Origin of the sequence: Lentzea sokolovensis (genome assembly GCF_033949975.1) — a bacterium.
In the GTDB taxonomy this organism is placed as follows: domain Bacteria; phylum Actinomycetota; class Actinomycetes; order Mycobacteriales; family Pseudonocardiaceae; genus Lentzea; species Lentzea sokolovensis.
In genome coordinates, this window is the sequence record NZ_JAXAVU010000006.1 from 60,457 (window position 1) to 82,271 (window position 21,815).

A 21,815-nucleotide genomic window follows, 5' to 3' on the forward strand; every position below is an offset into this window, starting at 1 on the left:
CACTGGTGACGTGCGAATCGAACACCTGCGCGAACGCAGCGATCTCGGCGTGATCAGTGCCGGCGCCCTGAAGTCACTGGGCGTCACCAATCCGTGGCGACGATGTACCGCGGGCGGGCCGTGGCAGCGCATGTACCCAGGCGTGGTGCTGCTGCACAACGGCCCGCCCACCCCGGACCAACAGCTGACCGCGGCCCTCCTGCGCGCGGGCCCAGGAGCCGTGGTCACCGGAGCAGAAGCCTGCCGCCGCCACGGCCTCCCGGCCCGAGCCCCGGAAATCCGCGTCCTGGTCCCAGGCACGGCCAGAGGCAGCGGCACCCTGATCCTCGAACGAGCCTCACCCATGCCCGCCTCCTCAGACGTGGGCGGCTACCCGGTGGTGTCCGCGGCCCGTGCCGTAGTCGACGCCTGCCGCTTCCTGCGCTCCGAGGACGAGGCCACCGCCCTGATCGCCGCAGCCGTCCAACGAGGCCGCTGCACCCCGCATGACCTCCAAGCGGAGACCCGAACCAACCGCTTCGGCACCAAGCTGGTCCGCACCGTCCTCCGCGAACTGGGCCGAGCCGAATCCGTGGCAGAACGGGACGCCCGCCGCCTCTCCCGTCGAATCCGCCTGACCACACCCCACTGGAACGCCACGATCACGGGTGCCGACGGCGTGCTCATCGGCAGACCCGACGCTTGGTACGACGACGTGGGCCTGGCCTGGGAGATCGACTCGAAGGCGTTCCACTTCGGACCGCGCGACTACGAACGCACCCTCGCCCGCAACAGTCGTTACGCGGCAGCGGGAATCCTCGTGGTGCAGACGCTCCCAACCCGCCTGCGGAACGAACCGGACGCGGTGGCCCGCGAACTGAAAGCCGCGCACAAGGCAGCCGAGGCAAGACCCCGCCCACCGGTGTACGTAGTGGAGGCGCAAGGCGCCTGAACGTCCAAACGCGATCAACGCACGCAAGGCGACGCAAGCACGGCAGGCGATCACCCCGCTGGAACGCGACGAGCCAACGCAAGCCGACCCGCACGGCCGAGGCCCGCCAACGCAAAACGACCCGCGTGGTGCCATCCGGCGCTCGCCAACGCATGGTGACCACCTACGAAGGTCTGGCGCGCGGTGTCACCCGGACAGCCGACATCGCACAGCAACCACGTACGAAGCCGGGCGTGGCGATGCGAAGCGAGCCGTCTGAACCTAGGGCGCCGGGTAAGCGGTGTACCCCGCTCATGGCGATTGGGGCTTTATCTTGAGGGGGCGGGATGCTCCCCTCATGGGCACGGCCGGGCGCTTTTCAGCCCGGCCCTTTCCGGCCGTCAAGCATCCCGCCAGAGGCTCAAGGTCAAGCCCCAATCGCAACCCCGCACTTCGTCACGACCCGAGGGACCACCCTCGCAAGGCGACTGAACGTCCGGAACGCGACCAACCCCGCTGGAACGCAACGAACGCCCGCAACGGAACCCGCACGCCCCCGGCCCGCCCGCACCCGCCCGCCCACGCCATCACCCCGACAAACGGCGAAGCGCCGCGCCCCCAACGGGAACGCGGCGCCTCAACCCAGCCCAAAAACCATCAAACGCGCTTGAACAGCAACGCCCGCTTGACTTCCTGAATCGCCTTGGTCACCTGAATCCCACGCGGACAAGCGTCGGTGCAGTTGAACGTGGTCCGGCACCGCCACACGCCGTCGATGTCGTTGAGGATGTCGAGCCGCTCCTCAGCGCCCTCGTCACGCGAGTCGAAGATGAACCGGTGCGCGTTCACGATCGCCGCCGGGCCGAAGTACGAGCCTTCGGACCAGTAGACCGGGCACGAGGTGGTGCAGCAGGCGCACAGGATGCACTTCGTCGTGTCGTCGAACCGCTCGCGGTCGGCGACGGACTGGATGCGCTCGCGCGTCGGCTCGTTGCCGTAGGTCACGAGGTACGGCTTGACGGCGCGGAACGCCTCGAAGAAGGGCTCCATGTTGACGAGCAGGTCCTTGTTCACCGGCAGGCCCTTGATGGGCTCGATGGTGATCGTGGTGTGCTTGTCGCCCTTTTCGAGCAGGTCCTTCAACAGCACCTTGCACGCCAGGCGGTTGACGCCGTTGATGCGCATCGCGTCCGAGCCGCAGATGCCGTGCGCGCACGAGCGGCGGAACGTCAAAGTCCCGTCCACGTACCACTTGATGTGGTGCAGCAGGTTCAGCACGCGGTCCGACGGCAGGGCCGGGATGTCGAACGAGTCCCAGCGCGGCTCGTCGTCGATCTCCGGGTTGAACCGGCGGATCTTGACGGTGACCGTGACAGCGCCGTCCGGAACCGGCGGCTGCGAGCCGCGCGAGCCAGCAGTAGTTTCAGCGGTGGCGGTCATCAGTACTTGCGCTCCATCGGCTTGTACCGGGTAAAGGTCACGGGCTTGTAGTCCATGCGGATGTCCGCGGTGAGACCGTCGCCCTGCTTGTAGAACATGCTGTGGCGCATGAAGTTCGTGTCGTCGCGGTTCGGGTAGTCCTCGCGGGCGTGACCGCCCCGGGACTCCTTGCGCTCCAGTGCGCCGTGCACGAGCACCTCGGCCAGCTCCAGCAGGAAGCCGAGCTCGACGGCCTCCAGCAGGTCGGTGTTGAAGCGCTTGCCCTTGTCCTGCACCTGGATGTGCGCGTAGCGCTCCTTCAGGGCCTGGACGTCGTGCAGTGCCTTCTTCAGCGTGTCCTCGGTGCGGTACACGGACGCGTTGGCGTCCATGGTGGCCTGCAGCTCGGTGCGGATGTCCGCGACGCGCTCCTGGCCGTGCTCCGACAGCGCCAGGGCGACCTGGGCCTCGACCGACGCGGCCGGGTTCTCCGGCAGGTCGACGTGGGACTCGCGCGACAGCGCGTACTCCGCGGCGGCGATGCCCGCGCGGCGGCCGAAGACGTTGATGTCCAGCAGCGAGTTCGTGCCGAGGCGGTTCGCGCCGTGCACGGACACGCAGGCGCACTCACCCGCGGCGTACAGGCCCGGAACGACGTTGTCGTTGTCCCGCAGCACTTCGCCGTGGATGTTCGTCGGGATGCCACCCATCGCGTAGTGCGCGGTCGGGTACACCGGGACGGGCTCGACGACCGGGTCGACCGCGAGGTACGTGCGGGCGAACTCGGTGATGTCCGGCAGCTTCGTCTCCAGGACCTCGGCACCGAGGTGCGTGCAGTCCAGGAGCACGTAGTCCTTGTTCGGGCCGGCGCCACGGCCTTCCAGCACCTCAAGGGCCATCGAGCGGGCCACGATGTCGCGCGGCGCCAGGTCCTTGATGGTCGGGGCGTAGCGCTCCATGAACCGCTCACCCGAGGCGTTGCGCAGGATCGCGCCCTCGCCTCGCGCACCCTCGGTCAGCAGGATGCCGAGACCGGCGAGGCCGGTCGGGTGGAACTGGTAGAACTCCATGTCCTCCAGGGGCAGGCCCTTGCGGAAGACGATGCCCATGCCGTCGCCGGTCAGCGTGTGGGCGTTCGACGTGGTCTTGAAGACCTTGCCGAAACCACCCGTCGCGAACACGACGGACTTGGCCTGGAAGACGTGGATCTCGCCGGTCGCGAGCTCGTAGGCGACGGCGCCGGTGCAGACCGGGCCGTTCTCCGTCTCGGTCAGGCAGATGTCGAGCACGTAGAACTCGTTGAAGAACTCGATGCCGTGCTTGACGCAGTTCTGGTAGAGCGTCTGAAGGATCATGTGGCCGGTGCGGTCCGCGGCGTAGCAGGCGCGGCGCACGGCGGCTTCACCGTGGTTGCGCGTGTGGCCGCCGAACCGGCGCTGGTCGATCTTGCCCTCGGGCGTCCGGTTGAACGGCAGGCCCATCTTCTCGAGGTCGAGAACGGCGTCGATCGCCTCCTTCGCCATGATCTCGGCGGCGTCCTGGTCGACCAGGTAGTCGCCGCCCTTGATCGTGTCGAAGGTGTGCCACTCCCAGTTGTCCTCCTCGACGTTGGCGAGGGCGGCGCACATGCCGCCCTGGGCCGCGCCGGTGTGCGAACGCGTGGGGTAGAGCTTGGTGAGCACCGCGGTGCGGGCGCGCTGGCCGGACTCGATCGCCGCGCGCATTCCGGCACCACCAGCGCCGATGATGATCACGTCGTACTTGTGGAACTGCATTGTGGTGGGCTCCCCGCGCGGGTCAGTTCGAGATGTTCGGGTCGAAGGTGAAGATCACGAACGTGCCGAGCGAGATGATCAGCACCATCGAGACGTAGAGCAGCATCTTCAACCAGAACCGGGTGGAGTCCTTGCGGGCGTAGTCGTTGATGACCGTCCGCACGCCGTTGCCGCCGTGGATCTGCGCGAGCCAGAGCATCGCGAGGTCCCAGAACTGCCAGAACGGGGACGCCCAGCGGCCGGCGACGAAGCCGAAGTTGATCTTGTGCACGCCGCCGTCGAGGATGTTCATGATGAACAGGTGGCCCAGGACCAGAACCACGAGCAGCAGCCCGGAGAGGCGCATGAACAGCCAGCTGTAGAGCTCGCCGTTGCTGCGGCGGGCCGCGGGACGGCGCGGCTGGCGGGGCTTGTCGAGTGCGAGTGACATGGTCAGTGACCCCCAACCAGGTCGGAGATCGTGCGCTCCATCATGAAGTAGAAGCCGGGGATCATCACGACGACCCAGACGGCCAGCACGGTCCAGAGCATGACCCGCTGGTACTTGGCGCCCTTCTCCCAGAAGTCGACCAGCATGACCCGGATGCCGTTCAGCGCGTGGTAGAGCACCGCGCCGACGAGGCCGACCTCGAAGAGGTTGACGATCGGGTTCTTGTAGGTCTCGATCACCGCGTCGTACGCGTTGGGCGACACGCGCACGAGTGCGGTGTCGAGCACGTGGGTGAAGAGGAAGAAGAACGTGAGGACACCGGTGATCCGGTGGGCGACCCAGGACCACATGCCCAGATCACCGCGGTAGAGCGTCCCACCCCCTCGGGTGGTGCCCGACCGCTCGGGTGCGCCTGCGCTGGTCATGCGCCGCGACCTCCAACGTCAGTGGTGGTGGGTCGGCAACAGTTCTTCCCGACCATGACCGGAAAATCCTAGTCCCGCACGTTGGAACCGACCCAGCAGGCGCACCCGCTCTGTGATCGATGAGACACGCTGTCGATCCACCAAGCGGTCTTGATCGATTCCGAAATGCGGTCCACGCCACAAAACGGCAAAAGAGGACGGCGGCCAGGACCTCCGCCTTGGTCCGGGCCGCCGTCGTCGGCAAGGGCACTTGCCACCCCGTACACGTCGGGAGGCTCGCGACCGGTTCAACGCGGAATGACATTCCGGAGTCAGCGGCACGGCAGCGCGCCGACCCATCCTGGGCGCCATGGGGAGGGACAACTCGTCGGGCTGGCCTGCGGGCGGCCCGGTTTCCGGCATGTCGGGGGCGTTGGAGCGGTGGGCCTGGCGCGCGGAACTGGGCCGTTCGGACGAAGATCGGACCGAGGAAGCGGTCGAAGAGGGGTTTTCGCCACGCGCCGAACACGAGTGATCACCACTGGTACGGCCAAAGCGTCGAATGCGTAACCGATAGGGGTCTTTGTAGGTGCTGACGGCAACGGGGTTGGTTACTAAGAGGTACGGTGCCGCGTCTAGGACCCAACAACGTCGTTGGGGAGGAAACTCAGGGAGGAGACGAGCCGTGCGTCGTCGTATGCGGGGTGTCGCGGTCGCCGCGATCGCGTTGACCAGCGTGATGACTATGGCCGCCTGCGCGAAGGACTCGGGTGGCGGCAACACCAGCTCGGGCACGGGCACTGGCGCCGCTTGCGAGTTCGCCGAGGCCCCGACCGCGCCTGCCACTTCGAACACCAGCGCCGCCAACGGTGACAAGGTGGACGCGAGCACGCTGAAGGTCGGTCTGGCCTACGACATCGGTGGCCGTGGCGATGCGTCGTTCAACGACTCCGCCGCCGCCGGTCTCGACAAGGCGCTCGCCGACTTCGGTGTGAAGAAGGAGAACACGCGCGAGCTGTCCGCCGCCCCGAGCGAGGACGAGTCGGCCAAGCAGACCCGTCTGCGTCAGCTGGCCTCCGAGGGCTTCAGCCCGATCATCGGTGTCGGCTTCGCCTACGCCGAGTCGATGAAGCTCGTCGCCGCGGAGTTCCCGAACGTCAAGTTCGGCCTGGTCGACTCGGCTGTCGACGGTGCCGCGAACGTCACGCCGCTGGTGTTCGCCGAGCAGGAGGGCTCCTTCCTGGCGGGCGTCATCGCCGCGTACCAGAGCAAGAAGTGCCACGTGGGCTTCGTCGGCGGCGTCGAGATCCCGCTGATCCAGAAGTTCGAGGCCGGCTACATCCAGGGTGCCAAGGCCGCCGCGCCGAAGATCCAGGTCGAGAAGAAGTACATCACCCCGGCCGGTGACTTCACCGGTTTCCAGGACGCCCCGAAGGGTCAGGAAGCCGCGAAGGGTCAGATCGACAAGGGCGCCGACGTCATCTACCAGGCCGCGGGCGCGTCCGGTAAGGGCATCTTCTCGGCCGCCAAGCAGGGTGGCGTGCTGGCCATCGGCGTCGACTCCGACCAGTACAACCAGGCGACCGTCGCCGACACGAAGGACGTCATCGTCTCCTCGATGCTCAAGCGCGTCGACGTCGCGGTCTACGACTTCATCAAGGCCGTCGCGAAGAACGACCTCAGCTCGCTGCCGAAGGTCTTCGACCTCAAGGTGAACGGTGTCGGTTACTCCACCTCGGGTGGCAAGATCGACGCGAAGCTGCAGGGCATCCTCGAGGGCTACAAGGCCCAGATCATCGAGGGCAAGATCAAGGTCGCGGACAAGCCGTAGTCCGTCTGCCGTTCAAGTCGTTTGCACGTTGCCGGGCCCTGTGAGGATCTGCCCTCACAGGGCCTGGTGCGTGGTAGGAGGAGCACTCGACGATGAGCAGTTCCACGTCCGCACGGACGGATGATCCCCCCGCGGTGGTGCTCACCGGCATCACGAAGCGATTCCCCGGTGTGGTCGCCAACAGCGACGTGCACCTGACCGTCCGCCGTGGCGAGGTACATGCCCTGTGCGGTGAGAACGGCGCGGGCAAGTCCACCCTGATGAAGATCCTCTACGGCATGCAGCCGCCGGACGAGGGCACCATCGAGGTGAACGGCGAGCAGGTGCGGTTCCGCACCCCGTCCGACGCCATCAAGGCCGGCATCGGCATGGTGCACCAGCACTTCATGCTGGCCGACAACCTCACCGTCCAGGAGAACGTGGTCCTGGGTGCCGAGGCTCTGCACGGCATCGGCAAGAAGGCCCGCGCGCGCATCATCGAGCTCTCCGGCAAGACCGGGCTCAACGTCGACCCAGGCGTTCTGGTCGAACAGCTCGGCGTCGCGGACCGGCAGCGCGTCGAGATCCTCAAGGTGCTCTACCGCGGCGCCAAGGTGATCATCCTGGACGAGCCCACCGCCGTGCTCGTGCCGCAGGAGGTCAACGAGCTCTTCGACACCGTCCGCGGCATGCAGGAGCAGGGCTACACGTTCCTGTTCATCTCGCACAAGCTCGACGAGGTCCGCGCGATCGCGGACTCCGTCACGGTGATCCGCCGCGGCACGACCGTGGGCAGCGCGGACCCGAAGACCGTCAGCTCCCGTCAGCTCGCCGAGATGATGGTCGGCAGCGAGCTCCCCAGCCCGGAGACCCGCGAGTCCACCGTCACCGACACGGTCGTGCTGGACGTCAAGGGCCTCAGGCTGATGACGCCCGACGGTTCCCGTCCGATCCTCGACGACATCGACATGGTGGTCCGCTCCGGCGAGGTCGTCGGCATCGCCGGCGTCGAGGGCAACGGCCAGACCGAGCTCGTCGAGACGATCATGGGCATGCGCAAGGCCGGCAGCGGCACGATCACGCTGCAGGGCAAGGACCTCACCAAGTTCGGGACGCTGGCCCGGCGCGAGGCGGGCATCGGCTACGTGCCGGAGGACCGCCACCGTCACGGCCTGCTGCTCACACAACCCCTTTGGTACAACCGGATTCTCGGCTACCAGACCCGTCAGCCCACGGCCAGGGGCATCTGGCTCGACACCGACGGCGCGAAGAAGGACACCGAGCGGATCGTCGCGGACTTCGACGTCCGCACGCCCGGCATCGACGTGCCCGCCGCCGCGCTTTCGGGCGGTAACCAGCAGAAGCTCGTCGTCGGCCGCGAACTGTCCGGCAACCCCGTGCTGCTGATCGCCTCGCACCCGACCCGCGGTGTGGACGTCGGCGCGCAGGCGTTGATCTGGGACGAGATCAAGCGCGCCCGTGCCGCCGGTCTCGCCGTGCTGCTGATCTCCGCCGACCTGGACGAGCTGATCGGCCTGTCGGACACGATCAAGGTCATGCTGCGCGGCCGCCTGGTGGCCGACGCCGACCCGAACACCGTCACGCCCGAGGACCTCGGCAGCGCGATGACCGGTGCGGGCAGCACGAGCGCAGCGGTCCAGGAGACCGCTGTCGTCGAGGAAGGCGAGAACTGATGGGACACCTGCGCGGCAAACTCCTGCCGCCCGCGTTGGCGATCGTCTTCTCACTGCTGTTGTGCGGCGTGGCGCTCATCATCTCCGGCGCGAACCCGCTCAGCGCGTTCGGTGCGATGGTGACGCAGGTCGGCAAGGGCACGACGCTCGTCGACATCCTCAACTCGACGGGCATCTACTACATCGCGGCGCTCGCGGTGGCGATCGGGTTCCAGATGAACCTGTTCAACATCGGCGTCGAGGGCCAGTACCGCGTCGCGGCCGTGATCGCCGCGGTGGTCGGCGGCTCGATCGCGCTGCCCACGGGCATCCACACGATGGTGATCATCATCGTGGCCGCGATCGCCGGTGCCGCCTGGGCCGCGATCCCCGCGATCCTCAAGGTGACGCGCGGCGTCAACGAGGTCATCTCGACGATCATGATGAACGGCCTGGCGATCGGCCTGTCCGCCTACCTGATCCGCCGCGACGTCTTCGGTGAGCTGCGGGGCAACAACATCCGCACCGCCGAGATCCCGGAGAGCGGCTGGATGCCCGGCATCTCGTTCGGCGGCAGCGGCACCATGTTCGGCTTCATCTTCGTGGCCATCGCCCTCGGCATCGGCTACTGGGTGATGATGAACAAGACCCGGTTCGGCTTCGAGCTGCGCGCCTCCGGCGAGTCCTCGACCGCCGCGTCGGCCGGTGGCGTCAACGCCAAGAAGATGATCCTGGTCTCGATGCTGCTCTCGGGCGCCATCGCGGGCCTGATCTCGCTGCCGGAACTGCTCGGCCGCGACCACACGTTCAGCCTGAACTTCTCCGCCGGCATCGGCTTCTCGGGCATCGCGATCGCGCTGCTCGGCCGCAACCACCCCGGTGGCATCGCGTTCGGCGCGCTGCTCTGGGCGTTCCTCGACAAGTCGGGTCTCGCGCTCGACAACGTCGGTGTGCCCAGGGAGATCGTCACCATCATGCAGGGCTCGATCGTCCTGTCGGTCGTCGTCGCCTACGAGGTGGTGCGCCGCTTCGAGCTCGCCTCGGAGCAGCGTCGCGTCGGCCGTGAGCTCGGAACTGTCGGAGGTGCGGCGTGATCTCGACGTTGGAGGAGAAGCCGCACATCCCGGCGGCGCCTCGCAAGCGCAAGGTGCCCGGCTGGGCCGTGGCCATGCTCGGTGTGGCGGGTGCGATCGCGTTGCTCTCGATCACCTCGTACCAGACGAACTTCCCGCAGCTGACGTCGTCGGGCACGACCCAGACGGCGGTCCGGCTCGCGCTGCCGATCCTGCTCGCCGGTCTCGGCGGCCTGTGGGCGGAACGCGCCGGCGTGGTCAACATCGGCCTCGAAGGCATGATGATCATGGGCACCTGGGGCGCGGCGTGGGCCGGGTACCAGTGGGGTCCGTGGGCTGCTCTCGTCGCGGCCGTCGTGTTCGGTTCGCTGGGCGGCCTGCTGCACGCGATCGCCACGGTCACGTTCGGCGTCAACCACATCGTCTCCGGTGTGGCGATCAACCTGCTCGGCGCTGGTCTGACGAAGTACCTGTCGACGCTGATCTTCCTGCCGCTGTCGAACAACCCGCGGCAGTCGCCGCCGGTCCAGTCGTTCGACACGTTCTCGGCGGCGGGCCTCGGTGACTGGCTCGGCGAGCTCGAAGCCGACCAGCGCCTGTTCATCTCGGACGTCGCGGGCATCCTGCGCGGCCTCGTCACCGGCGTCTCGCCGCTGACGATGATCGCGATCCTGCTGCTGCCGCTGTCGTACTGGCTGCTCTGGCGCACCCGCTTCGGCCTGCGCCTGCGCTCGGTCGGCGAGAACCCGCACGCGGCGGACTCGCTGGGCGTGAAGGTGTACTTCCACAAGTACGTCGCCGTGATCGTCTCCGGTGGTCTCGCTGGCCTGGGTGGCGCCGCGCTGGTGCTCAACCCCGGCCAGCTGTCCTACCTGGAGGGCCAGACCGGCGGCCGCGGCTACATCGGCCTCGCCGCGATGATCTTCGGCAACTGGCGGCCCGGTGGCCTGCTGGGTGGTGCGGCGTTGTTCGGCTACGCCGACGGCCTGCAGCTGCGTTCGGGCGGGGAAACGGTGCTGGCGCTGGTCTACGGCGTGGTGCTGCTGCTCGGCGTGATCGTGGTCTGGCAGCTCATCCGCCGGAAGTGGTTCTCCGCGGCGGCGGCGATCGTCGTGGCCGTGCTGATGTACCTGCTGTACATCAGCCTCGACGAGATCCCCAGCGAGTTCGTGTCCTACGCGCCGCACATGGTGACGCTGGCCGTGCTGGCCGTGGCATCGCAGCGGTTGCGAATGCCGGCCGCCGACGGTCTGGTGTACCGCCGTGGCTGAGGTCGACTGGGACCTGCTCCGGGCGCGGGCGGTGGAAGCGGCGTCGTTCGCCCACTGCCCGTACTCGGGGCTGCAGGTCGGATCCGCGGCGCTGTGCGACGACGGCCGCATCGTCGTGGGCTGCAACGTCGAGAACGCCTCGTACGGCGTGGGTTTGTGCGCCGAGTGCGCGATGGCCGGTCAGCTGCAGCTCACGGGCGGCGGCCGGTTCGTCGCGGTGGCCTGCCGGTCCGGTGCCGGTGAGCTGTTGATGCCGTGCGGCCGCTGCCGTCAGGTTCTCTACGAACTGGGCGGCCGGGACTGCCTGGTGGACACGCCGTCCGGTGTGCTGCCGATGTCGTCGGTTCTGCCGGACGCGTTCGGACCGGAGGATCTGCCATGAGCTTCTCCGCCGTGGACGTCATTCGCGCCAAGCGCGACGGTTTGGCGTTGTCGGATGAGCAGATCGACTGGGTCATCGACGCCTACACGCACGGCGCCGTCGCGGACGAGCAGATGTCCGCGCTGGCCATGGCGATCTTCCTCAACGGCATGACGTCGTCCGAGACCGCGCGCTGGACGCAGGCGATGATCTCGTCCGGCGAACGGCTCTCGCTGCACGTCGACCGCCCGACCGTGGACAAGCACTCGACGGGCGGTGTCGGCGACAAGATCACGCTGCCGCTGGCGCCTCTCGTCGCCGCGTGTGGTGCTGCCGTGCCACAGCTTTCTGGCCGCGGCCTCGGCCACACCGGCGGAACCCTGGACAAGCTGGAGTCGATCCCGGGGTGGCGGGCCGCACTGTCCACTTCGGAGATTCTTTCGCAGTTGTCCTCGGTCGGCGCTGTGGTTTGTGCTGCCACCGAAGGACTTGCTCCGGCCGACCGCAAGCTCTACGCGTTGCGGGACGTCACCGGAACGGTCGAGGCGATTCCGCTGATCGCGTCCTCGATCATGTCGAAGAAGATCGCGGAGGGCGCCGAGTCGTTGGTGCTGGACGTGAAGGTCGGCTCCGGCGCGTTCATGAAGGACCTGGCGTCCGCACGCGCGCTGGCCGAGGCGTTGGTGGCCATCGGTGTTCAGCACGGTGTGCGGATCTCGGCTCTGCTGACCGACATGTCCGTGCCTCTCGGCCGGGCTGTCGGCAACGCGGTCGAGGTGGCCGAGTCCGTCGACGTGCTGCGCGGCGGCGGACCTGCCGACGTGGTCGAGCTGACCGTTGCGCTGGCTTCCGAAATGTTGTCGCTGGCAGGGATTTCGGCCGATCCGGCTGCCGTGCTGGCGTCCGGTGAGGCGTATGAGGTGTGGGCGCGGATGATCCGTGCCCAGGGCGGCGATCCGGATGCCGCCCTGCCCGTCGCCTCGCACAAGCACGTGGTGGAGGCGCCTGCTTCCGGCGTGCTGTCCACTTTGGACGCTTACGGCGTCGGTGTGGCGGCGTGGCGGCTCGGTGCCGGCCGCGCGCGCAAGGAGGACCCGGTGCAGTTCGGTGCCGGCGTGCTCTGCCTGGCCAAGCCGGGGGATTCCGTCGAGGCGGGCCAGCCGTTGCTGGAGCTGTACACCGACACCCCGGACGCGGTCGACGGTGCTCTGCAGGCGCTGGAAGGCGCCTACTCGGTCACCGACTCCGCGCCGGAGCGTTCACCGCTGGTGATCGACACCATCCGCGGCTAGCCGACGAGCGAACCCGCCAGGGGCGACCTGTCCTGCTTCCACAGCACGCACAGGACCTCCTGGCGGCCCGGCGACGCGGCGTCCTTGTAGGCCTCCCACTCCTTCTGCGTGGGCACGAGGCCGGTGAAGCCGAGGACCTCCTTGGAGTTCGGCTCGACGGCCTTGAACTGCTCGGTGCAGTAGTTCTTGGTGAAGTCGGCGAGCCACTGCGTGCCGGGGTAGGCGATGTCCTTCGGCTTGTCCCACAACGGCGTCGCGGCGGAGAAGAGCTGAATCCCGTGCGGCCCGCTGCACGGCACCTCGGCCCGCACCGGCGACCCCTGCGTGAGGAAGTCCTTGGCGCACTGCGTGCCGGAGAGGTTCCACTCGGGCACGTCACCCCCGCGTCCGAACGTGGCGATGCGGCGTGACGGCAACGGCGCACCCACCGGCAGCGACGCGGCGTCGGTCCACTCGGTGGAGTTCTCGCTGGTCTGGCTGGTGCTCGGGCTCGCGTTGTTCGTGGTCGAGTTCTTCGGCCTGAAGACCTGGTAGCCGGCGAACGCGGCACCCGCGAGCACGGCGATGCCCACGACCACAGCGGCGATCTTGACCGCCGTGCCCTTCTTCTTGCCGCCGTTGTGGTGCGGCAACGAGACCTGGGTGGCGCCCTGGCTGATCGCGGCCAGCATCTGCCGAGCCTGGGGCGCGGTCAGCCGGCGCGCCACGTCGACGGTCAGGAACCCGCGGATCACCTGGGCCAGTGCGGGCGACGCGCGCTGCAGCACGGGCGGCTCGTTCATGACCGCGTGCAGCGTCGACGCCGTGGAGGTGCGTTCGAACGGGCTGATGCCCTCGACCGCGTGCGCCATCGTGACGCCGAGCGCCCACAGGTCCGACGCGGGCGAGGCCTCCCACCCGCTGAGCCGGTCCGGCGACATGTACGCGGGCGAGCCGACGATGCCGCCGTTGTGCGTGAGCCGGGGGTCGTCCATGGCCTGCGCGATGCCGAAGTCGGTGAGCTTCACGGCGCCGTCCGGCCGCACCATGATGTTGCTGGGCTTGACGTCCCGATGCACGATGCCGGCCTGATGCGCGGTCTCCAGCGCGCCCAGCACCTGCAGCGCCACGTTCGCCATCCAGGTCGAGTCGCGAGGCCCGTGCCGTTGCACGATGGTGGAGAGGTCGAGCGCGTCGACCAGTTCCATCGCGAGGTAGGTGCGGTCGTTCTCGCGAACGATGTCGTAGACCGTCACCACGGCGGGGTGGTTCAGCCGGCCGGCGGTCCGCGCCTCGCGGAGCATGCGCTCCTCCAGCACGGTGCGCTCCGCGGCTGCCATGCCCTGCGGCGGGTGCAGCTCCTTCAGGGCCACCGCGCGGCCGAGCACCTGGTCTTGGGCGCGCCACACGATGCCCATCGCACCGCGGCCGAGCTCCGCGAGCAGTGCGTAGCGGTTGGCGACAAGTCGCTGTTGCTGCACGGACTATCCCTTCTGGACGCCCCCAGATTCCGGCGAGCATAACGACGGCCGTGTGAGCGCTCTCGTCATGGTCACGTGTCGGACCGGCCGCGGGTTCACCTCAAGACGCAGAACGGCCCCGGAGCAGCAGCTCCGGGGCCGTTCGTCAGGCAAGGCGGTTCAGGGCGATCAGGCGCCCTCGGCCGCCAGGTCGTCGTCGTCCATGTCCTTGCCGCCGTTCGCCGGCTTCGGGCCGCCGTTCTTGCGGGTGCGGCGCTGCGGGCGCGGCAGGGCGGTGGGCGGCGGGGGAGGCGTGGGCGAGCCGCCGCCGAGGATGAGCTCGGCGAAGGTGGCCATGGCCTCGTCCAGCTGGCCGCCGATGCGCAGTTCGGACTCCTGGTTCGACTTGCGGACCAGGGACTGCAGCGCGTCGGCGTCCGGGCGGGCGCCCACGGTCTCGGCGACCTTGGTGAGGCTCGCGTCGACCGTGCCGCCGAGCTCGGAGATGCGGCTGGCGAAGCCGTCCTCGACCTTGTCGAGGCGGTTGGTCATGTTGTCGAGCTGCGAGGTGACGAGCTCCAGGCGGCGGGCCAGGGACTCGAGGCGGTCGGCGGAGTCGACCTGGTCGCGGGACTGCTCGATCGCCGCGTACAGGGCGGTGCGGGCCTCGTCCAGCTTGCCGTTGACGACCTCGCGGGTGTCGGCGACGGCCGTCGACAGCTCGGTGCGGGTCTCGGCGAGCGAGCCGACGAGCGCGTCGCGGGTCTCGGCCAGCGTTCCGGCGAGGGAGTCGCGGGTCTCCGCCACGACGCCTGCCAGTTCGCCGCGGGTCTCCGCCACGGCGCCGGACAGCTCGGTGCGGGTCTCGGTGAGCGACGCCGCCAGCTGGTTGTGGCGGTCGGTGACCGTGGAGGTCAGCTTCTCGCGGCTGTCCGCGATCGCCCCGGCCAGCTCCCCGCGGCTCTCGGCGATGGCGGTGACCAGCTCGCTGCGGGCAGCGGCGAGGGCGTCACGCTGCTCGTCGGCGCGGCCGTGCACGCTGGTGAAGGACTCGGCGAGGATCTTCTGCAGGGCCTCGCGGGTGCCGTCGAGGTGCTCGTGCACGCCCTCGTCCACCTCGTCGAGACGGCCACGCAGCGCGGCCTCCAGCGCTTCGACGCGCTCGCGCAGGGGGTTCGTGACGGCGGCCGGGATCGCGTCGACCTTGCCGTCCTGCTTGTCCAGGTGGCCGTCGAGGTCGTCGATGCGCTTGTGGATGCTCGAGAGCTTGTCCTCGAGGCCGTCCATGCGGCCCGCGACACCCTCGAAGCGGCCGGCGACGCCGTCGAGGCGGCCGTCGAGCTGGGCGAAGGGCTTGGCGAGCTTGTCCACCAGGGCGTCGACCGCGCGACCGATGTCGGCGACGGCGTTGTCCTGGGCCTCCAGCTTGGCGAGGGCCTCGTCCAGGCGCTCAGCGAGAACGCTGACCTCGGTGCGGTCCGGCAGCTCCGACAGGCGCTTGCGAACCGAACCCAGCGACTCCAGAGGCGACATCCGGGCGTGGATCTCGTCCAGCGCGTCGAAGATCTGCTGCTGCTCGCTCTCACGGATCTCCGCGGCGCGCGTGAGCATGTTGCGCATCCGATCGAAGGACATCGTGGAGTTGTTGTTCTCTGTCACGGCTGAGTGCCTTCGTCCAGGGGAGGGGGAGACCACGGGAGCCTATCCGCGTCACGGGACGTCGCTGTACCACCCCCGCCAGAAAATGGCCGGGTGCGGACGGGCAACTAACCCGATCAGGTTACCCGACTACTCTGAACGCCAAGTGACCAGCCGAAAGCAGGCAGTAGCCACCGATGATGTTCCTACCTTGGGGTGACTCAAGCCTCGCGTTGGTTGCAGAAAGTTGCTGATCACGGATCTGCAACGACGTTGACGCAGCAAATGATCATATCGGCGGCAAGATCATTTTGGCCAGCACTGAAGCGGCGTGTCGCCTGGAGTAACGTGTAGCAATGTCCACGCCGCTTACCTTGGAGTCCATCCGCAGCGCGCCGAAGGTGCTGCTGCACGACCACCTCGACGGTGGCCTCCGCCCGCAGACGGTGATCGAACTCGCCGATGCCACCGGCTACCAGGGCCTGCCCACCACCGATGCGGGCGTCCTCGGCGGCTGGTTCCGCGACAACGCGAACTCCGGCTCCCTCGTGCGTTACCTCGAAGGCTTTGCCCACACGTGCGGCGTCATGCAGGACGAGGCGTCGCTGGTGCGAGTCGCCGCCGAGGCCGTGGAGGACCTGGCCGCGGACGGCGTCGTCTACGCCGAGATCCGCTACGCGCCCGAGCTCAACACCGACAAGGGCCTCTCGCTGGAACAGGTCGTCGAGGCCGTCCAGGAGGGCTTCCGCGTCGGCGAGCAGCGCGTCGCCGCGACCGGCCGCAAGATCCGCATCGGCACCCTGCTGTGCGCGATGCGCCAGAACGAGGGCTGGCTGCGCATCGCCGAGCTCGCGGTCCGCTACCGCGACCTGGGCGTCGTCGGCTTCGACATCGCGGGCCCCGAGGCCGGTTTCCCTCCCACCAGGGGCCTCGACACGTTCGAGTACCTGCGCCAGCAGAACGCGCACTTCACCATCCACGCCGGTGAGGCGTTCGGCCTGCCGTCCATCTGGGAGGCGATCCAGCACTGCGGCGCCGAACGCCTCGGCCACGGCGTGCGGATCGTCGACGACATCAAGGTCTCCGGTGACGGTGACGTCCAGCTGGGCCGCCTGGCCGCGTACGTCCGCGACCGCCGCATCCCGCTGGAGATGTGCCCGACCTCGAACCTGCAGACCGGCGCCGCCCCGACGCTCGCCGACCACCCGATCGGCCTGCTCGCGAAGCTGCGGTTCCGCGTCACCGTCAACACCGACAACCGCCTGATGAGCGACTGCACGTTGTCGAGCGAGTTCGCCGCGCTGGCCGAGACGTTCGGCTACGGGTGGGCGGACCTGCAGTGGTTCACGATCAACGCCATGAAGTCGGCGTTCCTCGGGTTCGACGAGCGGCTGGCGATCATCAACGAGCTGGTCAAGCCGGGTTACGCGGCCCTCACCGCCCAGTCGTAGCCGCCCACGCGCTCTCGTCGATCGCGCTGAGCTTCAGCAACGGCTCCCACCACGCGCGGTTGGCGGCGTACCAGCGGATGGTGTCCCGGACTCCGGCCTCGAAGCCGATCTTCGGGCGCCATCCGAGCTCCCGGCCGATCCTGCTGGAGTCCAGCAGGTAGCGGCGGTCGTGGCCGGGGCGGTCGGCGACGACCGACTTCCGGGACTGCGGCAGGCCGAGCTCGTCCAGCACCAGGTCGGCGATCTGGTCGACGCTCGCCTCGACACCCGTGCCCACGTGGTAGGTCCGGCCGATCTCGCCGTCCCGCAGCACCGCGTCGATCGCGCGGCAGTGGTCCAGCACGTGGATCCACTCGCGCCGGTTGTCGCTCGACGCGTACACCGGCAGCTGCTCACCGTCCAAAGCACGCGTCGTGAACAGCGGCAGGACGTTCTCGGGGAACTGGTTGGGGCCGTAGTTGTTGGCGCAGTTGGTGATCGTCACCGGCAGGTCGAACGTCTCGAAGTACGAGCGGACCGCGTGGTCCGCGCCGGCCTTCGACGCGTTGTACGGCGTGCGCGGCTGGTAGGGCGAGCCCTCGTGGAACGCCTCGGTGGCGTCGAGCGCAAGGTCGCCGTACACCTCGCACGTCGACACGTGGTGAAACCGCTGGACGCCCGCACGACGGCAGGACTCCAGCAACGCCTGGGTGCTCAGGACGTTCGTGCGGAAGAAAAGGCCGGGATCCAGCACGGCGAGGCTGTTGTGCGACTCGGCGGCGAAGTTCACGACGACGTCGATGCCCTCGACGTCCGCCTCGGCGATGTCCGCGTGCACGAACGGCACGTCGGCGGGCAGGTTCGCGCGGGTGCCGCGGTAGGTCAGCGCGTCGAGGGCGATGACCTCGTCCGCCGGGTGTTCGCGCAGCCAGTAGCGGGTGAAGTGCGAGCCGATGAACCCGGCCGCGCCGGTGATGAGCACGCGCATGGTCAGTCCTCCGAGGGGATCGCTGCGACGCCAGGAGGTTCCGCGCCGGGCCAGCCGCGGAACTCGACCTCCAGCTGGAACCGGTGGCCCAGGTAGTGGTGCTCGGACAAGGCGATCGGGTGCTCCGCGGCGTCCAGCGCGATGCGGCGTACCAGCAGCACCGGTGTGGCGGCCGTGACGCCGAGCAGGGGACCGACGTCGCCCGCCGCGACGGCCGCGATGCTCTGCCGCACGACGGCGATCTGGTTTCCGTTGCGGCGCAACGTTTCCCAGGTTCCGGGCGACTCGGCGTCGGCACGGCTCACCGGTGCGGCCAACGCCAGGGGCACCCACTCGGTCACGACGTCGAGCGGCGTGTCTCCGGTGCGGCGCAACGAACGCACGCGCAGCATCTCGCCGGAGCCCAGTGTCGAAGCGACACCGGCAGAAGCCTCGCGGTAGCCGTACTCCAGGACGGACCGCACCAGCGCGACACCGGCCTCGGCGACGGCCGACTGCGCGTGCTGGAACGTGCCGAGCGCGAGCGGCTGGGCGAACGACACCACGTACCAGCCGGCGCCCTTTCGCGACGCCAGCAGGCCTTCGTCGCGAAGCTGCTCCAGTGCGCGGCGCACGGTGACGCGGCTGACCTCGTAGCGGCGGCCGAGTTCGGCTTCGCTCTCGATCGACCCGGCCGGACCGTAGTCGCCGAGCGTGATGCGCTCCCGCAGCTCAGCGGCGAGACGCTGCGATCGAGAACCTGTCATAAACCTGTATCATACAGGTGTTGCAACCGGATGTGGTTCCGGTCGTGCGTGACAGCTGATCGACAGCTCCCGCTGGAAGAGTTGGTCCCATGCGCCCTGCACTGATCGCCGGAGGACTCGCGGTCCTCGCCTCGATGGCCCTCGCCCTGCCCGCCAGCGCCGACTCCTGGGAGAACGCCGCCTTCTACGCCGGAGCGGACCTGACCGGCACCAAGCACTCGGTCGACCTCACGAACAAGCAGTGCGTGAACATCACGCCCGCGAAGTCCGCGGCCAACATCTCGGCCGCCGACATCGAGGTCTTCTTCAACGCGGACTGCCAGAAGGGGAGTCCTGGTCAGCCCAGCGACCTCTACTACGTCCTCGGCAGCCTGCACCAGGGCAACTTCCCGTTCCCCGCGGTGAGCTACCGAGTCCGTTAGACGCCAACGAAAAGGGGCCGCTCACCAGAAGTGAGCGGCCCCTTCGTGAAAGCGGACTCAGTTGGTGTTGAGCCGGTCCTCGAACGTCGCCTGCAGCGTGCGGAACGCGGCCACCTCGGCGTCGTACGGGGCGGACGGCGCGAGACGCGTCGGGTCCGGGGACACGACGAACGACACGAGCCAGCCCAGCGACTCGGACGAGGCGAGCGCGTCCTTCACGGACTCGTCCTCCGCCCACTCGGCCGCGTCCTCGAACAGTTCGACGGCGAGGTCGAGCTGCTGCGGGTCGAGGGAGTCGGGGCCCTCCTCCATGTCCTCGGCGATGCCGGTGAGCACGTAGACGTTGTCGTCGTCCACGTCGACGTCGAGCTCGCCCGCGGTGGCCTTGACCTTGATGTCGTTCCAGGTCTCGACCTCGGCCAGGTCGTGCTCGTCGTTCTCGGCGACGAAGCGGCTCAGGCCGCGGTGCGAGGTGAAGACCTCGATCTTGCCGCGGCGGCCCAGGAACACCGGGTCGTCGCCGAGGTAGCAGCGCAGCGTGTAGAACTCGCCGGCCGACGTGATGATCTTGATGGGGTCGACGCCGACCTCGGCCCAGAAGCCCGTGGGCTCGGCCTTGTCCTCGTCGGAGTCCTCGTCCGCGGGGGAGTCGACGGCGGCCGCGGCCGTGGCGGCCTCCAGCGCGGCGAGCTCGTCCTGCGCGACGGAGAGCTCCTTCTCAGGGACCTCCGGCGTGTTCACCACGCTGTCGATCGCGTCGAGGACCTCGTCCCACTTCTCGGAGACGACCTCGGACAGCTCGCCCCACAGCTTGCCGCCGTCACGGCCGCTGAACGGCAGCGTGCCCTGCGGCAGCAGGGAGAAGCCCTCGGCGCTGTCGAGCACCTCGTGGACCTTCTCCAGGTCGCAGACGTCCGCGAGGGCGCGCACGATCGCGATGACGTCGGCGAGCTCGCCGATCGTCCAGGTGTCCGGGTCCTCCGCGACGAGCTCGGGCACGCCGACGAGGTCGAACTGGTGGTTGTCGTCCGGCGAGAGGTCCGCGACACCCAGCGACGGCACGACCGGCCACGCAGGGTGATCGGTCAGGTCGTGCTCCTCGGCGGTGCGCACGAAGGCGGCGAGATGCGCGGCGTCGGGGAAGACGAACAGGTCTTCCTCGTCGCCGAGGAACGCCTCCCACTCCTCGCCCTTCTCGCGCCAGCGGGGTGCCCACAGAGTGACTACGTCACCCTGCGTCAGCCCCAGCTCGATGGGGACGATGTCCTGCGCCATCCTGACCTCCCGGTCACGCCTGCCTGATGCCGTCGTCGAGCCTAACGGTGCTGATCACCGGAGCCACGAGGGGTTCTCGAAGAAAGCGTCGTCGTCGGTGTCCTCGACGCGCGGCGCCCGCTGCCTGCGCTCCGGTGATGCCTGCTCAGCAGGCGGTTTGGGTGGCACGACGGGGTTCCACGTCGACCGGAAGGGTGAGTCGCCGGCGATGGACTCGACGTCGATCGCCATTCCGTCACCCAGCGCCAGCGCCATCTTGTTGAAGCTGACCTGCACGGCCGCGTTCGTCGCGAGCTGGACGGTCTCGGTGACGACCTGCCCGACGGCCTGCGCGCCCTGGTTCAGCAGCGCGGGGTGCAGGTGCAGCGCCTTGATCTCGCCCTTCGGCGACGCCGTGACCATGCACAGGCCGTTCGGGTGCTCGACCGTGGCGGTGAGGGCCGCGAGCTCGTGCTGAAGCCGCTCGGTCGCCTGCAGGCGTTCCTCGTTCACCGCCGCCACCCGGGTTCGTCCTCGTCGGGGCCGCGTTCGAGGCCCATGGCCGTCAGTTCACGCGGGTCGACCACGCGGTCCAGGGTCTGGTGCAGGCGGGTGTTCGCGTTGCGCTGGGCCTTGTCGGCGATGCGCATGATCTCGGCGGCCAGCCCGTGCGGGCCCATCCGCAACGCCGCCGGGCTCACCGCGATCTGCTGCGGCGGACCACCGGGCGTGGCGACCACCGTCACCGCACCGTCCGGAGAGGACGCTCGTCCCGTGATGGGACCACTGCGCGTGACGTGCTCCGACACGGCCTGCTCGACCTCGCGCACCTTCCGCGCGGCGCGCTGGACGTCGTCGTCCACTCCGATCACCCCCTGGTGGGGACAGTGTGCCGCATTCCAGGATCTTCGGTGGCGGCATGTAGCAACGCGGTGAGTTCGGCGGCCACGTTGTCGAGGGGTTCGATGCTGCGCTCGGCCCGGCACATCGCGACGGCCCCTTCCGCCGCCGAGACGCAGAGGTGGGCGAGGCTGCGCGCACGGCCTGGCGAGACGCCATGCTCCTCCAGGGACGCGGCCAGCTGAGCCGACCACGTCCGGAACCCGTCCGCCGCGGCCATCAGCGCCTGCGGGCTGGCGTTCTCCTCGATGGACACCGCGAGCACGGGACAACCGGCCTGAAAACCGGTCTCGGTGACGATCTGCCGCCACAGCGCGAAGAACGCCTTCAGCCCGTCGACCGGTCCTTTGCGGAGCTTCGCCGTGAGCACCTTCGAGACGGTCTCCGCCGCCCACTGCACCGCCTCGGTCGCGAGCTGCGTCTTGCCGCCGGGGAAGTAGTGGTAGGTCGAGCCGAGCGGCGTGCCCGCGTGCTTGGCGACCTCGCGGATGCTCGTCGCGTTGAGGCCGCGCCGCCGGATCATGTCGGCCGCACCGGTGACGATCTGCTCTCGGGACATCTCAGGCCTCTCTGGCTATAA

At 68.8% G+C, this 21,815-nt stretch carries 22 protein-coding genes; 10 read left to right on the plus strand and 12 right to left on the minus strand.

The window, feature by feature from the left end:
- Window positions 1-10: 10 nt before the first annotated feature.
- The gene (locus SK854_RS11510) at window positions 11-931 is read left to right on the plus strand and encodes a hypothetical protein (protein WP_319975048.1); all 921 of its coding nucleotides are present in this window, start codon (window positions 11-13) and stop codon (window positions 929-931) included.
- Window positions 932-1,567: 636 nt separating this feature from the next.
- Here SK854_RS11510 and SK854_RS11515 read toward each other — a convergent pair.
- From SK854_RS11515 to sdhC, 4 genes are read right to left on the minus strand one after another with little or no spacing between them, the layout of a single operon-like run.
- Complete coding sequence (locus tag SK854_RS11515; RefSeq protein ID WP_319975049.1) at window positions 1,568-2,350, minus strand: succinate dehydrogenase iron-sulfur subunit; 783 nt, start codon at window positions 2,348-2,350, stop codon at window positions 1,568-1,570.
- On the minus strand, window positions 2,350-4,104 hold the full coding sequence (gene sdhA / locus SK854_RS11520; protein WP_319975050.1) for a succinate dehydrogenase flavoprotein subunit: 1,755 nt from the start codon (window positions 4,102-4,104) through the stop codon (window positions 2,350-2,352). The genes SK854_RS11515 and sdhA overlap by 1 nt, the downstream gene beginning before the upstream one ends.
- Window positions 4,105-4,126: 22 nt before the next feature.
- Window positions 4,127-4,534, minus strand: coding sequence for a succinate dehydrogenase hydrophobic membrane anchor subunit (locus tag SK854_RS11525; RefSeq protein WP_086660969.1), 408 nt, complete (start codon window positions 4,532-4,534; stop codon window positions 4,127-4,129).
- 2 nt (window positions 4,535-4,536) lie between these two features.
- The gene (gene sdhC, locus SK854_RS11530) at window positions 4,537-4,959 is read right to left on the minus strand and encodes a succinate dehydrogenase, cytochrome b556 subunit (RefSeq protein WP_093591546.1); all 423 of its coding nucleotides are present in this window, start codon (window positions 4,957-4,959) and stop codon (window positions 4,537-4,539) included.
- A 349-nt stretch (window positions 4,960-5,308) separates the two neighbouring features.
- Between sdhC and SK854_RS11535 the strand changes: the two genes are divergently transcribed.
- From SK854_RS11535 to SK854_RS11565, 7 genes are all read left to right on the plus strand, one after another.
- The gene (locus tag SK854_RS11535) at window positions 5,309-5,473 is read left to right on the plus strand and encodes a hypothetical protein (protein WP_319975051.1); all 165 of its coding nucleotides are present in this window, start codon (window positions 5,309-5,311) and stop codon (window positions 5,471-5,473) included.
- 162 nt (window positions 5,474-5,635) lie between these two features.
- Window positions 5,636-6,769 (plus strand): BMP family lipoprotein, encoded by a 1,134-nt coding sequence (locus SK854_RS11540; protein WP_319975191.1) that lies wholly within the window; start codon window positions 5,636-5,638, stop codon window positions 6,767-6,769.
- A 92-nt stretch (window positions 6,770-6,861) separates the two neighbouring features.
- On the plus strand, window positions 6,862-8,442 hold the full coding sequence (locus SK854_RS11545) for an ABC transporter ATP-binding protein (RefSeq protein WP_319975052.1): 1,581 nt from the start codon (window positions 6,862-6,864) through the stop codon (window positions 8,440-8,442).
- A complete protein-coding gene (locus SK854_RS11550; RefSeq protein ID WP_319975053.1) occupies window positions 8,442-9,515 on the plus strand; it encodes an ABC transporter permease in 1,074 nt (357 codons plus the stop codon). The genes SK854_RS11545 and SK854_RS11550 overlap by 1 nt, the downstream gene beginning before the upstream one ends.
- Entirely contained in the window at window positions 9,512-10,765 is a 1,254-nt protein-coding gene (locus SK854_RS11555) for an ABC transporter permease (protein ID WP_319975054.1), read from the plus strand. Before SK854_RS11550 ends, SK854_RS11555 begins: the two co-directional genes overlap by 4 nt.
- Window positions 10,758-11,147, plus strand: coding sequence for a cytidine deaminase (locus tag SK854_RS11560; protein ID WP_319975055.1), 390 nt, complete (start codon window positions 10,758-10,760; stop codon window positions 11,145-11,147). Before SK854_RS11555 ends, SK854_RS11560 begins: the two co-directional genes overlap by 8 nt.
- Complete coding sequence (locus SK854_RS11565) at window positions 11,144-12,418, plus strand: thymidine phosphorylase (RefSeq protein WP_319975056.1); 1,275 nt, start codon at window positions 11,144-11,146, stop codon at window positions 12,416-12,418. The genes SK854_RS11560 and SK854_RS11565 overlap by 4 nt, the downstream gene beginning before the upstream one ends.
- On the opposite strand, the gene SK854_RS11570 is transcribed toward SK854_RS11565, so the two are convergent.
- Window positions 12,415-13,878, minus strand: coding sequence for a serine/threonine-protein kinase (locus tag SK854_RS11570; protein WP_319975057.1), 1,464 nt, complete (start codon window positions 13,876-13,878; stop codon window positions 12,415-12,417). The two genes, SK854_RS11565 and SK854_RS11570, sit on opposite strands and share 4 nt — an antisense overlap.
- Before the next feature lie 168 nt (window positions 13,879-14,046).
- Entirely contained in the window at window positions 14,047-15,477 is a 1,431-nt protein-coding gene (locus SK854_RS11575) for a hypothetical protein (protein WP_406601765.1), read from the minus strand.
- A 374-nt stretch (window positions 15,478-15,851) separates the two neighbouring features.
- Here SK854_RS11575 and SK854_RS11580 point away from each other — a divergent pair, with 374 nt between their 5' ends.
- On the plus strand, window positions 15,852-16,946 hold the full coding sequence (locus SK854_RS11580) for an adenosine deaminase (RefSeq protein WP_319975059.1): 1,095 nt from the start codon (window positions 15,852-15,854) through the stop codon (window positions 16,944-16,946).
- On the opposite strand, the gene SK854_RS11585 is transcribed toward SK854_RS11580, so the two are convergent.
- Entirely contained in the window at window positions 16,930-17,913 is a 984-nt protein-coding gene (locus tag SK854_RS11585) for a dTDP-glucose 4,6-dehydratase (protein WP_319975060.1), read from the minus strand. The genes SK854_RS11580 and SK854_RS11585 overlap by 17 nt on opposite strands.
- A 2-nt stretch (window positions 17,914-17,915) precedes the next feature.
- Window positions 17,916-18,659, minus strand: coding sequence for a GntR family transcriptional regulator (locus tag SK854_RS11590; protein WP_319975061.1), 744 nt, complete (start codon window positions 18,657-18,659; stop codon window positions 17,916-17,918).
- 89 nt (window positions 18,660-18,748) lie between these two features.
- Between SK854_RS11590 and SK854_RS11595 the strand changes: the two genes are divergently transcribed.
- Window positions 18,749-19,081: a hypothetical protein gene (locus tag SK854_RS11595; protein WP_319975062.1), complete on the plus strand. Its 333-nt coding sequence runs from the start codon at window positions 18,749-18,751 to the stop codon at window positions 19,079-19,081.
- A 57-nt stretch (window positions 19,082-19,138) separates the two neighbouring features.
- Here SK854_RS11595 and SK854_RS11600 read toward each other — a convergent pair whose 3' ends face one another.
- The 4 genes from SK854_RS11600 to SK854_RS11615 are packed head-to-tail and all read right to left on the minus strand — an operon-like array spanning window position 19,139 to window position 21,794.
- Window positions 19,139-20,356 carry a primosomal protein gene (locus SK854_RS11600; RefSeq protein ID WP_319975063.1) on the minus strand — a complete coding sequence of 406 codons (1,218 nt, stop codon included), beginning with the start codon at window positions 20,354-20,356 and terminating at the stop codon, window positions 19,139-19,141.
- 54 nt (window positions 20,357-20,410) lie between these two features.
- A complete protein-coding gene (locus tag SK854_RS11605; RefSeq protein ID WP_319975064.1) occupies window positions 20,411-20,848 on the minus strand; it encodes a YbaB/EbfC family nucleoid-associated protein in 438 nt (145 codons plus the stop codon).
- The gene (locus SK854_RS11610) at window positions 20,845-21,198 is read right to left on the minus strand and encodes a YbaB/EbfC family nucleoid-associated protein (protein ID WP_319975065.1); all 354 of its coding nucleotides are present in this window, start codon (window positions 21,196-21,198) and stop codon (window positions 20,845-20,847) included. The genes SK854_RS11605 and SK854_RS11610 overlap by 4 nt, the downstream gene beginning before the upstream one ends.
- Before the next feature lie 5 nt (window positions 21,199-21,203).
- Window positions 21,204-21,794, minus strand: a complete 591-nt coding sequence (locus SK854_RS11615; RefSeq protein ID WP_319975066.1) for a TetR/AcrR family transcriptional regulator — start codon at window positions 21,792-21,794, stop codon at window positions 21,204-21,206.
- Between the last annotated feature and the right edge of the window lie 21 nt (window positions 21,795-21,815).

Bases quoted from the DNA above. Each gene is read 5' to 3' on its own strand.
- SK854_RS11575 (WP_406601765.1), bottom strand. From the start codon at position 15,477: ATGCGCAACATGCTCACGCGCGCCGCGGAGATCCGTGAGAGCGAGCAG.
- sdhC (WP_093591546.1), bottom strand. From the start codon at position 4,959: ATGACCAGCGCAGGCGCACCCGAGCGGTCGGGCACCACCCGAGGGGGT.
- SK854_RS11590 (WP_319975061.1), bottom strand. From the start codon at position 18,659: ATGACAGGTTCTCGATCGCAGCGTCTCGCCGCTGAGCTGCGGGAGCGC.
- SK854_RS11585 (WP_319975060.1), bottom strand. From the start codon at position 17,913: ATGCGCGTGCTCATCACCGGCGCGGCCGGGTTCATCGGCTCGCACTTC.
- SK854_RS11580 (WP_319975059.1), top strand. From the start codon at position 15,852: ATGTCCACGCCGCTTACCTTGGAGTCCATCCGCAGCGCGCCGAAGGTG.
- SK854_RS11525 (WP_086660969.1), bottom strand. From the start codon at position 4,534: ATGTCACTCGCACTCGACAAGCCCCGCCAGCCGCGCCGTCCCGCGGCC.
- SK854_RS11540 (WP_319975191.1), top strand. From the start codon at position 5,636: ATGCGGGGTGTCGCGGTCGCCGCGATCGCGTTGACCAGCGTGATGACT.
- SK854_RS11595 (WP_319975062.1), top strand. From the start codon at position 18,749: ATGCGCCCTGCACTGATCGCCGGAGGACTCGCGGTCCTCGCCTCGATG.
- SK854_RS11550 (WP_319975053.1), top strand. From the start codon at position 8,442: ATGGGACACCTGCGCGGCAAACTCCTGCCGCCCGCGTTGGCGATCGTC.
- SK854_RS11535 (WP_319975051.1), top strand. From the start codon at position 5,309: ATGGGGAGGGACAACTCGTCGGGCTGGCCTGCGGGCGGCCCGGTTTCC.
- SK854_RS11515 (WP_319975049.1), bottom strand. From the start codon at position 2,350: ATGACCGCCACCGCTGAAACTACTGCTGGCTCGCGCGGCTCGCAGCCG.
- SK854_RS11545 (WP_319975052.1), top strand. From the start codon at position 6,862: ATGAGCAGTTCCACGTCCGCACGGACGGATGATCCCCCCGCGGTGGTG.
- SK854_RS11615 (WP_319975066.1), bottom strand. From the start codon at position 21,794: ATGTCCCGAGAGCAGATCGTCACCGGTGCGGCCGACATGATCCGGCGG.
- SK854_RS11565 (WP_319975056.1), top strand. From the start codon at position 11,144: ATGAGCTTCTCCGCCGTGGACGTCATTCGCGCCAAGCGCGACGGTTTG.
- sdhA (WP_319975050.1), bottom strand. From the start codon at position 4,104: ATGCAGTTCCACAAGTACGACGTGATCATCATCGGCGCTGGTGGTGCC.
- SK854_RS11600 (WP_319975063.1), bottom strand. From the start codon at position 20,356: ATGGCGCAGGACATCGTCCCCATCGAGCTGGGGCTGACGCAGGGTGAC.